The sequence below is a fragment of the Neomegalonema sp. genome, from assembly GCF_028688855.1.
In the GTDB taxonomy this organism is placed as follows: domain Bacteria; phylum Pseudomonadota; class Alphaproteobacteria; order Rhodobacterales; family Rhodobacteraceae; genus Neomegalonema.
In genome coordinates, this window is record NZ_JAQTXI010000017.1 from 1 (window position 1) to 11,811 (window position 11,811).

Consider the following 11,811-nt stretch of genomic DNA (forward strand, 5'->3'; position numbering starts at 1 on the left):
CGGCGGCGGCGTCGGCGGCGGCGGCGGCGGCGGCGGCTGCGCGGGCGGCGGCGGCGGCGGCGGCGGCGGCGGCGGCGGCGGCGGCGGCGGCGGCGGCGGGGGGGGCGGCGGCTGCGGCGGCGGCCATGGCGGCGGCTCGGGCTCCTGGGGCGGCGGACACGGCGGTCATGGCGGTGGTCATGGCGGCGGCAAGAAGTCCTGACGCCTTCTCCCCGCTCCCTGCGGAGCTCCCTGCATGAAGAAAGCGGCCCTTGCGGGCCGCTTTCCCTTTTCCGGTCAGGCGCGGTCGGAAGAGGCGGCCTGCGCCTCTCCCGGCCCCGGGCTCAGAGCAGCTTCGCCATCGCCACGGCGGTGTCGCTCATGCGGTTGGAGAAGCCCCATTCGTTGTCGTACCAGGCCAGCACGCGCACGAAATCGCCGTCCATCACCTTGGTCTGGGTCGCGGCGAAGGTCGAGGAATGGGCGTCGTGGTTGAAGTCGATGGAGACCAGCGGCGCCTCGCTGTAGCCCAGAACGCCCTTCAGCGGGCCTTCCGCCGCGGCCTTCACCGCCGCGTTGATCTCTTCGGCCGAGGTCCGGCGGCCCGCCGTGAACTTCAGGTCCACCACCGAGACGTTGGGCGTCGGCACGCGGATCGAGGAGCCGTCCAGCTTGCCCTTCAGCTCGGGCAGCACCAGGCCCACCGCCTTGGCCGCGCCGGTCGAGGTCGGGATCATGCTCAGGGCCGCCGCGCGGGCGCGGTAAAGATCCTTGTGCATGGTGTCGAGGGTCGGCTGGTCGCCGGTGTAGGCGTGGATCGTGGTCATGTAGCCCTTCACGATCCCCACCGTCTCCTGAAGCACCTTGGCCACCGGAGAGAGGCAGTTCGTCGTGCAGGAGGCGTTCGAGACGATCAGGTGGTCCTTCGTCAGGATCTGGTGGTTCACGCCGTAGACGATGGTCGCGTCCGCGTCCTCGCCGGGGGCAGAGATCAGCACCCGCTGCGCGCCCGCCGCCAGATGCGCCGCCGCCTTGTCGCGCGCCGTGAAGATGCCGGTGCATTCGAGGGCGATCTGCACGCCCAGCTCCTTGTGCGGCAGCTTCGAGGGATCGCGCTCGGCGGTCACGCGGATCGGGCCGCGGCCCACGTCGATGCTGTCGCCCGAGACGGTCACCACGCCGGGAAAGCGGCCATGCACCGAATCATAGCGCATCAGATGGGCGTTGGTCTCCACCGGGCCGAGATCGTTGATCGCCACCACCTCGATGTCGGTGCGGCCCGATTCGACGATCGCGCGCAGCACGTTGCGCCCGATGCGTCCGAACCCGTTGATCGCCACGCGAACCGCCATGATGCATCCTCCTTGCACGCGCCGCGAAGGCCCCTCGCCTTCGTTCCGAACGCTTCCCGCGCCCTCTGGCGCAGCACAGTAAAGGCGGCCCCTCCGGAGCGGAACTCCGCAGAAAGCCGCAAGACTCCGGGCGGAGGGCCAGGCCCCTCGTCCGGAAGGCGGCCCTGTATAGACTCGCCCCGTCGGCCCGCGCAACGCCGCCGGAGCCGCAGCCGGAAGACCGCGCCTCGGGCCCCGATCAGGCGTCCATCCGGCGTCGCGCTGGCGTCGGCGGGGGGGTGCGTGTTAAGCACATTGAAGGGTTCGATTCGAGATTCCTCAGGAAACGGATCGCAGGACGCGGATTCGAAGGCGGGGGCGCATGGCCGAAGGAGATGCTTTGCAGACGGCGACGGCGCGGTTCACCGCCGCGCTGAAACGGCTTCAGGGCGCCATGGAGCGACGCGACGCCTTCGCCGCCGAAGGCGATCCCGAGGAGCGACGCGAAATGCTCCTCGACGAATTGCGGCGGCTGCGCGGACAGCATGAAAGCCTCTCGCGCGAGCTCGAAGCCGCGCTGGAGCTGCAGAGCGAGGAATCGGGATTGCGCAAGGAGGCCCTCGGGCGCATCGACGCCGTCATCTCCGAACTGCGCCGCAGTCTGGGGCCCGCGCATCATGGCTGACGTGAATCTGGAGATCAACGGCAGGGCCTACCGCGTCGCCTGTCAGGACGGGCAGGAGCCCCATCTCGCCGAACTGGCCGGGCGGCTCGACCATCACGCCAGGGAGATCGCCCGGGGCGTCGGGATCGCGCCCAACGAGGCGCGGCTCATGCTGCTCTCGGGGCTCATGGTCGCCGACGAGCTCAGCGAGGCCGAAAACCGCATCCGCGAACTGGAGGCCCAGGTCAGCGAACTGCGCATCAAGGCCTCGGCCAGCCGGGCCCGCGCCGCCGTGACCGCCCCGCCCCCTCCGCCGCCGCCCGCCCCGGCCCCCGTCGCCGAAGACCTCCTCGTCACGCCCGAGCGCATGGCCGAAATCGAGGTCATGGTGGCCGACCTGCTCGACCAGGCCGCCGAGCAGATGGAGCGCATGGCCGACCGGCTCGACGCCACGCCCTGATCCCGCCGCAAGCTCCGCATCCGGATTTTCTGGACGCGCGGACCGCCTTGAGGCAATCTCCGCCCAGCCTTGCGCCGTACGCCAAAGGTTTTCCTGCGGAGAGGCCCCGTCCCTCCACGTTTCATGGATGCGCGCCCATCATGCGAGAACTTGCGACGCTCTGGATCGGCGAGCGTCTGAACGACATCGAAATCGCCAGCCTCTGGTCCTTCGCCAGCCAGGGGCAGAAGGTGAAGCTCTACGCCTACGGGCCCGTCGCCGGAACGCCGCGCGGGGTCGAGATCGCGGATGCGGGGGAGATCCTCTCCGGAGACCCCATCGTGCGCCACAAGAAGACCGGAAGTCCCGCGATCCACGCCGACCTCTTCCGCTACGCCATGATCGCCAGGACCGGCGCCGTCTGGGTGGATCTCGACATGATCGCCCTCAAGCCCTTCGTCTTCTCCTCGGATTACGTCTGCGGATTCGAGCGGCCGGATTCGGTCAACAACGCGGTGCTCGGCCTGCCCCAGGATTCGCCCACCCTCAAGGCGCTCTGCGCCCTGCGGCCCGACACCCGCGGCCTGCCCGAAGGCCTGCAAGGCCTGCGGCGCCTGCGCTATCAGGCCAAGAATCTGCTCGCGGGCGGCCTGCCGATCAGCCGCTGGCCCTGGGGCGACACGGGCCCGGCGATCCTCACGCGCGAGCTGATCCGCAATGGCGAAGACCGCCATGTCCTGCCGCGTGACGCCTTCTATGGCGTGGGGATCGAGGATCTCGCGCGCTTCGCCGAGCCGGGGCGGCTCGACCGGGCGAGCTTTCCCGACCAGGCTTACGGCGCGCATCTCTGGGCCAGCCAGCTGCGCCGCCATCTGACGCAACATCACGATGGGCGTTTTCCCCCGGGCTCTTTCGTCGCGACTCTTCTGGACGAGGCGCGACGCGACGGATTCACGTCATGATTCAGACCTATCTCATCAATCTCGACGGCAGCGACGAGAGGCTCGCCGCGGCCTCGCGGGGACTCGCGGAGCAGGGCCTCGACTTCGAGCGCGTGCCCGCCTTCGACGGACGCGGCAAGAGCACCCGCGATCTGCCGCTCTATGACGAAGACGCGGCGGTCCGCTACATGGGGCGCGCGCTCCTCGGCAGCGAGATCGGATGCTACCTCAGCCACATGAAGGCGCTACGGCGCTTCCTCGAGTCCGACGCCGCGCAGGCCCTCGTGCTGGAGGACGATTGCCGCTTCGCGCCGGATCTCGCGCCAAAGCTGGCGGAGATCGGCCGCTGGCTGGAGGCTCGTCCGATGTGGGACGCCGTCCACGTCAGCGCCCAGAAGATGCGCATGCGCACGCTCCTGCAGGAATTCGGCCCCTATGGGCTCTATCAGGCGCATCATTTCCCCATGCTGGCCACGGGGATCCTCTGGTCGCGCGCCGGGGCCGAGGCCATGCTCAAGGAAGGCGGCGGCAAGATCGACGCCGCATGGGACAATTTCCTGCGCCGCTGGCTGACCCGCAACGGACGGGGCCTCGGAGTCTGGCCGCCGCTCGTCTCGACCTCGAATGTGGCGAGCGACATCGATTCCGCCGCCGTCACCCGCAAGACCGCCAGACGCAGCGCGATCTATGGTCTGCGCAAGCAACGCCGCCTCTGGGCGGATCGCCTCGTGGCCATGAAGATGCGGCGAAGCTTCAAACCCGACCTCGCGCCCCTCCCGCAGGGCGATCCCGCGCAAGGATGAGGAAGCTTGCGCGACGACCGGGAGGCCGCTAGCTTCTCGGTCAGGCGAATCGCGGGCATGATGTAGTGGTAGCCTGGCAGCTTCCCAAGCTGCTCGTGCGGGTTCGATTCCCGCTGCCCGCTCCAGTTTCCCCCGGACGGAAAACGACGCCTTCCCCTGAAAATCGACTTGTCAGCCTCTCACGCCGGCCCTGCAGACCGGAACGCAGATTTCCGGATTCTTGACGCCGATGCTCCAGGATCCCGCCTCATCGCAGAGACGGGGGCGCGCATGTGCGGCATCGCAGGGATCTTCGACGCGCGGGGAAAGGCCGGAATCCCCCCCGCCCGGCTCAAGGCCATGACCGACGCCATCGCCCGACGCGGGCCCGACGGCGAAGGCGCATGGTTCGCCCCCGGACTCGCGCTCGGACATCGGCGGCTCGCGATCATCGACCCCGAAGGCGGCGCCCAACCCATGCTCAGCGCGGACGGAAGGCTGGCTGTGGTCTTCAACGGCATGATCTACAATTTCCGCGAATTGCGCGCCGATCTGGAGGCGCAAGGCGCCGTCTTCCGCACCCATTGCGACACCGAGGTTCTGCTCCACGGCTGGAAGGCCTGGGGCGAGGCCCTGCCCGGAAAGCTCGACGGATTCTTCGCCGTCGGGCTCTGGGACGCCGAAGCCGAAACCCTCGTCCTCATGCGCGACCTCTGGGGCAAGAAGCCGCTCTATCTCGCCGAGGAAGGCGGACGGCTGCTCTTCGGCTCGGACGCCGACGCCATCCTGGCCGCCCTGCCCGGCGCGCCGGGGCTGCGCGAAGAGGCCCTCGCCGAATATCTCGCCTTCGGCTATGTCCCGGATTCCACCGCGCTCCACGCCGGGATCGAAAAGCTGCCCCCCGCCTCGCTCCTCATCTGGCGCAGAGGACGCCCAAGGCCCAAGGCCCGGCGCTGGGGCCGCATCCGCATCCATCCTGAAGACCGGGGCCGCAGCCTCGCCGAAGCCGCCGAAGAGCTCGACGCCCTGCTCGACGACGCCGTCCGCAAGCGGCTCGTCGCCGACGCGCCCCTCGGCGTGCTGCTCTCGGGAGGCCTCGACAGCGGCGCCGCCCTCGCCATGGCCAGCCGGGCCCGCAGCGCCCCGCTCACCGCCTGCACCATGGGATTCGCAGACCCCGACCTCGATGAAACCGAAGCCGCCGCGCTCATGGCGAAGCGCTGGAACGCCGAACATCTCGTCGCGCAGGCCGATCCCGAGGCCATGGCCGATCCCGACGGGCTGGCCGCGATCTTCGGCGAGCCCTTCGCCGATCCCTCCGCCGCGCCGACTCTGGCGGTCTGCCGTCTGGCGGCGCGCCGCATGAAGGCCGCGCTCTCCGGAGACGGCGGCGACGAGATCTTCGCCGGATATCGCCGCTATCCCTTCCATCTGCGCGAGGAGAAGGCGAAGTCCCTGCTGCCCCTGAGTCTGCGCGGGCCGCTCTTCGGAGGCCTCGCCCGGATCTGGCCGCAAGGCGAGGCCCTGCCCAGGCCGCTCCGGGCGGGCGCCACCCTGGAGGCCCTCGCGGGAGATCAGGCCGCAGGTCTGCTCCGCGCCACCGCCGTCATGGACGAACCCACGCGCCGCGCCCTGCTCTCGCCGGTGCTGCGCGCCCGGCTCAAGGCTCATGATCCCGCCGACCTCCTGCGCAAGGCCCTCGCCGAAGCCGAGACCGACGATCCGCTCGCCCGCGCCCAATACGCCGACCTCGTGACATGGCTGCCGGGGCGGATGCTCGTCAAGCTCGACCGGACCTCGATGGCCGTCGGGCTGGAGGCGCGCAATCCGCTGCTCGACAAGGACCTGGCGCTCTGGGCCGCGAGGCTCCCGACGCGGCTGAAGCTGGACGGATTCTCCGGCAAGCGCGTCCTGCGCGCCGCTCTGGAGCCCTACGCCCCGCCGGAGATCCTCAAGGCCCCCAAACGCGGCTTCGTTCCGCCGCTGAAGGCCTGGCTCACGGGGCCGCTGCGGGGCCGCGTCGAGGCCATGGCCCGCAGCGAGGCCCTCGGGCCCTGGCTCGACCTCGGGACGCTCGACCGCCTGCGCCGCGAGACCTTCGAAGGCCGCCGAGACCACAGCCGCGCGCTCTGGGCCTGCCTCATGCTGGAGGCCCGCTTAAGCGCTCCTTAAATCCAAAGGCGTAGGTTTCAGCGCAGCCGGAGGACTCGCGCTTGACGGAGTCCTCGTCCATTCCTTCCGCCGCGCCTCTTCCGGCCGGACGGATCCCAAGCGGAGACCTGACCTCCATGACCCTGCGCTCCCGTCGCCCCGGCCTGGTCGCCCTTCTCGCCGCAGCCGCCTGGTTCGGCGCCCCGGGACCGGGGTTCGCGCCCTCCGCCGCCTTCGCCGCCGTCGATCCCGCCGCGAAGCCCGCCTATGACCGCGCCGCGAAGCTCTTCGAGGAGAAGCGCTATCGCGAGGCCATGATCGAGGCCAAGAACGCCCTCCAGTCGGCGCCCAACGACCCCGAAGCCCGGGTTCTGCTCGGCAAGATCTTCCTCTCGACCAACACTCCCGGCGCCGCCGAAACCGAATTCCGCCGCGCCTTCGAGCTCGGCGGTTCGGACGAGGCCCAGATCCTCCTCGCCGAGGCGCTCATGGGCCAGGCCCGCTTCGACGACGCCGTGAAGACCGTCACCCTCGAAGCCGCCACGCCCGAAATGCGCATCCGCAAGCGCCTGACCCTCGGCGCCGCCCAGATCGCCCGCGTCGCGCCCGATCTCGCCGAGCCCCATTATCAGGCCGCCCTCGAGATGGAGCCCGGACGCATCGAAGCCCGCTACGGCCTCGCGCGCGTGGCCGTGCTGCGCGGCGACGAGCCCGCCGCCATCATCGCCCTCGACGCCATCCTCAAGGGGAACCCCGACTACGCCCCCGGCTGGATGATGCTCGGCGAGGTCTCGCTCACCCGCGGCGACATGAACGGCGCCTTCGCCGCCTTCGACCGCGCCATCGACCTGCTGCCCACCAACGCCCACGCCTTCACCGCCCGCGCCCGCGCCCGGCTCACCGCCGGAGACCTCGACGGCGCCAAGCAGGACGCCGCCCGCGTCGCCGAGCTCTCGCCCCGCGATCCCATCGTGGGCTATCTGCGCGCCGCCATCTATTTCGCCGAGGGCGACCTCGCGCGGGCGGACCAGGAGTTCAACGGCATCCAGCAGATCTTCGAGGCCTTCCCGCCCGCCATGCTGCTCGGCGGCCTCATCAAGTACCGCAAGGGCGATCTCGGCCAGGCCGAGCATTTCCTCGGCCGCTACACCATGATGAACCCCTCCAGCGCCGAGGCTCAGCGCGCCCTCGCCATGGTGCGCGTGCGCAGCGGACAGCCGCTCTCCGCCGCCCAGATCCTCGAACGCCAGCTCCAGCGCGAGAAGCCCCAGAGCCTCACCACCCGGCGGCATCTGGCGGGCGCCTATGTGGTCGCCGACCGCCCGCAGGAAGCCGTCGAGCAGTTGCGCCGCCTGGCGGGCATGAATCATGTCCTCGCCGCCCGCGAAGCCGAAAGCGCCCTGGCGCTGCTCGGAATCGGGCCCAACGCCGTGGCGGACGCCGCCCTCGGACGCGAGATCCTCAAGGGCGTCGAGCTGCTGCGCATCGGCGCCGCCGACAAGGCCGGAGAAGTCGCGGAGAGCCTCGTCGAGCGCGCTCCCGGCAACATCCACGCCCTGAACCTCCTCGCCCGCGTGCAGGAGGCCCGCGGCGACCTCAAGGGCTCGCGCGCCACCCTGGAGGCCGCCTTCGCCGTGGATCCCGGCTTCGACGCCACGCTCCAGATGCTCGAAGCCCTCGACAAGATGGCTCAGGATCCCGCCGCCTCGCTGGACCGGCTCGGACGCGCCGCCGCCGCCAGGCCCGAAGACGCCGGACTCGCCCTGCGCTACGCCATCGGGCTTTCGGAGGTCGGGCGCGGCGAAGAGGCCGAACGCCTGCTGCAACAGCGCGTCGAGGCCAATCCGGGCGGCGCCTTCGAGCTCTCCGAAGCCCTGATCCGGCTGAAGTTCCTGCGCGGCGACAAGGAAGGCGCCGCCCGCGAAGCCCATCGCCTCTCGCAATCCACGCGCGATCCGGCGGCCCTCGCCTTCGCCGCCGCCGCCCTGCGCGACGCTCAGGCCGGAGCCCAGGCCCTGGAGGCCACGCGCCGACTCGCCGAAGTCCAGCCCGACGAACCGCGCTCGGCGGTGATGCTGGCTCAGGCCCATTTCGACAAGGGAGACCTCGGCGCCGCCCGCAAGGTGCTGAACGAGGCCCGCGCGAAATCTCCGCAGGATCTGCTGATCGCCCGCGCGCTGGTCGATCTGGCCGTGCGCGAGAAGGATCAGGCTGGCGCCCTCGCCGCCGCCGAGGCGCTCAAGGCGCAGGATCCCGTCGCCGCCGCCCGTTTCGGCGCCGACGCCCTGCTGCGGCTCGGCGCCCCCGGCAAGGCCGTCGAGCGGCTCGCCGCCGCCTATCAGGCCAAGCCCGATCCGGATCTCGCGCTCGACCTCTTCTCGGCCCGCCGCCGCGCCGGACAGGAGGCCGCCGCCTTCGAGGGGCTCGCCGACTGGCTCCGCCGCTCGCCGGACGACCGCCGCGCGCTGATGGTCCGGGCCATGAGCCTCCAGAGCGCGGGCAAGCTCGAAGAGGCCGAAGTGGATTATCTGCGGCTCCTCGCGCTGGATCCGTCCAATCCGGCGGCGCTGAACAACTTCGCCTGGCTGCGCCACGAGCTGGGCCGCCATGACGCCCTCGACTACGCCGAGCGCGCCTATGGCGTGGCCGCCAGCTCGCCGGAGGTCGCCGACACCTACGGCTGGCTGCTGGTGCAGAACGGACGCCTGCGCCGGGGTCTGGAGGTGCTGCGCGCCGCCGTCGACACCGCGCCCGACAACGCCGACGCGCGCTATCATCTCGCCTATGCGCTGCATCAGTCGGGGCAGACCGCCGAAGCGCGCACGCTGCTCGGAAAGGTGCTGGCGGAAAGCGCGCAGTTCTCCGCGCGCGCCGAAGCCGAGGCGCTCATGGCGCGGCTGAAGTAGGCCGGAGCTCCGGAGCAGAACAGGAAACCCCCGGCTCCGCGAAGAGCCGGGGGTTTTCATGTGAAAGGGAAGGCCGCAGGATCAGAGCTTCGCGGCGATCTCGTCGGGGAATTCGTAATTGCCGGTGACGGTCTGCACATCCTCGTCGTCGTCGAGGATCTCCAGCAGCTTCATCAGGGTGCGCGCGGAATCCTCGTCGCCCATCACATGCGGAGTCTGGGGGCTCCAGATGAGCTTGGCGCTCTCGGCCTCGCCGAGGGCGGCCTCCATCTGGCGGGAGACCTCATGCAGGTCCTTTTCGCCGCAGGTGACCCAATGGCCGTCCTCGTCGGTCTGGACGTCGTCGGCGCCCGCTTCGAGGGCCGCTTCGAGCACCTTGTCCGCGTCGCCCGCCGAGAGCGGGAAATGAATCTCGCCGACGCGGTCGAACATGTAGGTCACCGCGCCGTCCTGAGCCAGAGCGCCGCCGTATTTCGCGAAATAGGACCGCACGTTGCCCGCCGTGCGGTTGCGGTTGTCGGTCAGAGCCTCGACGATCAGCGAGGCGCCGCCGGGGCCGCGGCCTTCGTAGCGCACGCTCTCGTAATTGGCGGCGTCGCCGCCCTCGGCCTTTTTAATGGCGCGCTCGATGTTGTCCTTGGGCATGGACTGCGAGCGGGCGTCGCGGATCGCCAGGCGAAGGCGCGCGTTGGTGTTGACGTCCGCGCCTCCCATCTTGGCCGCGACGGTGATCTCGCGCGAGAGCTTGGAGAACATCTGCGAGCGCTTGGCGTCCTGAGCGCCCTTGCGGTGCATGATGTTCTTGAATTGCGAATGGCCGGCCATCGGACTCCTGTCCCCCCGCCCGTCAAGGGCGTGTTGCTCGGATCTGCTGTGGAATAAGTGGGGCGTGTTATAGGCCCAAAATCGCGGCGCGCCAAGCGGACCGGGCGGATCAGGCCGAAAACCGCCCCCCGGAGCCGGAGGCGTCGAGGGCGTCAGGCGCCGCCGCTTTGCGGATCGGGCCAGGCCGCCGAGAGCCGCCCGCCCCGCCGCAAGGGCGCGATCCGCGTCGCCAGACCCGTCGCGTCGTCGGTCTCGACGAAGACGCCGCAGAGCGTCGCCTCGCCGATCTTGGGCTCGTAGCGGTTCAGGGGCTGGCCGGTGGTGAAGCGCCGCAAGGGCTCGTCCTTGATCATGCCGATCACGGAATCATAATCGCCGCACATGCCCGCGTCGGTCTGATAGGCCGTGCCGCCCGCCAGAACCTGAGCGTCGCCGCTCGGGACATGGGTGTGAGTCCCCACCACCAGAGAAGCCCGGCCGTCGCACCAATGGCCCATCGCCATCTTCTCGGAGGTGGCTTCGGCGTGGAAGTCGATCAGGGCCGCGTCGCAGCCCACGCCCAGAGGACAGGCCGTCAGTTGCGCGTCGATGGCCGCGAAGGGGTCGTCGCAGGGATTCATGAAGACCCGACCAAGGGCGTTGACCACCAGAATCCGCCGGCCGTCGCGCAGATCCACCAGAGCCGAACCCCGGCCCGGAGTCCCCTTGGGCAGGTTCACCGGACGCACGATCCGCGGATCGCGGTCGAGATAGGGCAGGATCTCGCGATTGTCGAAAGCGTGGTTGCCCAGGGTGATCGCGTCGGCGCCCGCCTCGAACACGGCCTCGGCGATCTTCGAGGTCACCCCGAAGCCCGCCGCCGCGTTCTCGGCGTTGACCACCACGCAATCCAGCCGCAGATCGCTCCGCAGGCCCGGAAGGTCGCGCACCGCCGCCTCGCGGCCCGAACGGCCCAGCAAATCGCCCAGAAACAGAATCCTCAAGCGCCCGTCTCCCCCTCTCGCGTCAGGAGGATGGTTTCGCGCTCCGTGACCACGGCGTCAAGGCGCGCATCCGTCGGCTCCTGAGGAAGATGCGCCGATTCCTGCGCCGAGAAGGCGAATCCGCAAGCCCGGATCGGCTTCAGCGCCCGCAGGGCCTCCAGAGTCCGGTCGTAGAAGCCGCCGCCATAGCCGAGACGTCCGCCCGAGCGGTCGAAGGCGACCAGAGGCGCCGCCAGAAGATCCGGCGCGACCTCCGGCGAGCCGGGCGGAGGGACGCGCGCGCCGAAAGGGCCTTCGGTCAGGGGCGAATCAGGAGTCCAGAGCCGGAAGGCCAGAGGCAGTCCCTCGCCGAGGATCGCCGGAAGGGCGATCCGCCAGCCCGCGCCATGAGCCAGGCGCAGAAGCGGCAGAGGATCGATCTCGGAGCGGATGGGCCAGTAGCCCGCCAGAACGCGGCCTTCTCCCGCAGGCGCCGCCTCCATGAACCGCCGCGCGGCGGCCTCGGCCGCCTCCGCCCCGTGAGCCGCGAAAGCGGCGCGCCGACGCGCAAGGGCCTCGCGGCGCAAGGCGGCCTTCAGCGCGACAGGATCAGGGAATGAAGGATCGGTCAGGGCGAACGGCCTTCGGACAGGACAAGCGGCGGGAACCATCATGGGCCGTAACGCGGTTTGATCCTCGCGAGCCTGGGTTACCAGGTGGGCGCCATGTGCTCCGGACCACGGCCCGAAACAGGGACAGCTCCCGCGAGAAGATATAAGGCCACCAGGATTCAAGGCGTCTCGCACCGGACAGAACCCGCCGCCTGCAGGA

The 11,811-nt window shown here is 70.3% G+C and carries 11 protein-coding genes, 1 tRNA gene and 1 other RNA gene; 7 read left to right on the forward strand and 6 right to left on the reverse strand.

Going from position 1 to position 11,811, the window contains the following annotated elements:
- Together PHN62_RS12695 and gap are read right to left on the reverse strand one after the other, a co-directional pair.
- Positions 1–181: hypothetical protein (locus PHN62_RS12695; protein ID WP_300151207.1), on the reverse strand; the 181-nt coding region annotated here is incomplete at its 3' end.
- A 142-nt stretch (positions 182–323) separates the two neighbouring features.
- A complete protein-coding gene (gene gap / locus PHN62_RS12700) occupies positions 324–1,331 on the reverse strand; it encodes a type I glyceraldehyde-3-phosphate dehydrogenase (protein WP_300151209.1) in 1,008 nt (335 codons plus the stop codon).
- 361 nt (positions 1,332–1,692) lie between these two features.
- Between gap and PHN62_RS12705 the strand changes: the two genes are divergently transcribed.
- The 7 genes from PHN62_RS12705 (at position 1,693) to prsT (ending at position 9,193) form a co-directional block, all read left to right on the forward strand.
- Positions 1,693–1,995 carry a hypothetical protein gene (locus PHN62_RS12705; protein ID WP_300151211.1) on the forward strand — a complete coding sequence of 101 codons (303 nt, stop codon included), beginning with the start codon at positions 1,693–1,695 and terminating at the stop codon, positions 1,993–1,995.
- Positions 1,988–2,434, forward strand: coding sequence for a cell division protein ZapA (locus tag PHN62_RS12710; RefSeq protein WP_300151213.1), 447 nt, complete (start codon positions 1,988–1,990; stop codon positions 2,432–2,434). The genes PHN62_RS12705 and PHN62_RS12710 overlap by 8 nt, the downstream gene beginning before the upstream one ends.
- A gap of 140 nt (positions 2,435–2,574) precedes the next feature.
- Entirely contained in the window at positions 2,575–3,375 is an 801-nt protein-coding gene (locus PHN62_RS12715; protein ID WP_300151214.1) for a glycosyltransferase, read from the forward strand.
- A complete protein-coding gene (locus PHN62_RS12720; RefSeq protein WP_300151216.1) occupies positions 3,372–4,157 on the forward strand; it encodes a glycosyltransferase family 25 protein in 786 nt (261 codons plus the stop codon). Before PHN62_RS12715 ends, PHN62_RS12720 begins: the two co-directional genes overlap by 4 nt.
- A gap of 51 nt (positions 4,158–4,208) precedes the next feature.
- Positions 4,209–4,282: transfer RNA gene (locus PHN62_RS12725), tRNA-Gly, on the forward strand.
- Positions 4,283–4,427: 145 nt separating this feature from the next.
- Positions 4,428–6,308 carry an asparagine synthase (glutamine-hydrolyzing) gene (gene asnB, locus PHN62_RS12730; RefSeq protein ID WP_300151218.1) on the forward strand — a complete coding sequence of 627 codons (1,881 nt, stop codon included), beginning with the start codon at positions 4,428–4,430 and terminating at the stop codon, positions 6,306–6,308.
- 116 nt (positions 6,309–6,424) lie between these two features.
- On the forward strand, positions 6,425–9,193 hold the full coding sequence (gene prsT / locus PHN62_RS12735) for an XrtA/PEP-CTERM system TPR-repeat protein PrsT (RefSeq protein WP_300151220.1): 2,769 nt from the start codon (positions 6,425–6,427) through the stop codon (positions 9,191–9,193).
- Positions 9,194–9,274: 81 nt separating this feature from the next.
- On the opposite strand, the gene PHN62_RS12740 is transcribed toward prsT, so the two are convergent.
- From PHN62_RS12740 to ssrS, 4 genes are all read right to left on the reverse strand, one after another.
- Positions 9,275–10,018 (reverse strand): YebC/PmpR family DNA-binding transcriptional regulator, encoded by a 744-nt coding sequence (locus tag PHN62_RS12740; RefSeq protein WP_300151222.1) that lies wholly within the window; start codon positions 10,016–10,018, stop codon positions 9,275–9,277.
- A 152-nt stretch (positions 10,019–10,170) separates the two neighbouring features.
- Positions 10,171–11,001: a TIGR00282 family metallophosphoesterase gene (locus PHN62_RS12745; protein ID WP_300151224.1), complete on the reverse strand. Its 831-nt coding sequence runs from the start codon at positions 10,999–11,001 to the stop codon at positions 10,171–10,173.
- Positions 10,998–11,567, reverse strand: a complete 570-nt coding sequence (locus PHN62_RS12750) for a 5-formyltetrahydrofolate cyclo-ligase (protein ID WP_300151226.1) — start codon at positions 11,565–11,567, stop codon at positions 10,998–11,000. Before PHN62_RS12750 ends, PHN62_RS12745 begins: the two co-directional genes overlap by 4 nt.
- 73 nt (positions 11,568–11,640) lie before the next feature.
- Positions 11,641–11,799, reverse strand: a non-coding RNA gene (gene ssrS, locus PHN62_RS12755) — 6S RNA.
- Positions 11,800–11,811 lie beyond the last annotated feature (12 nt).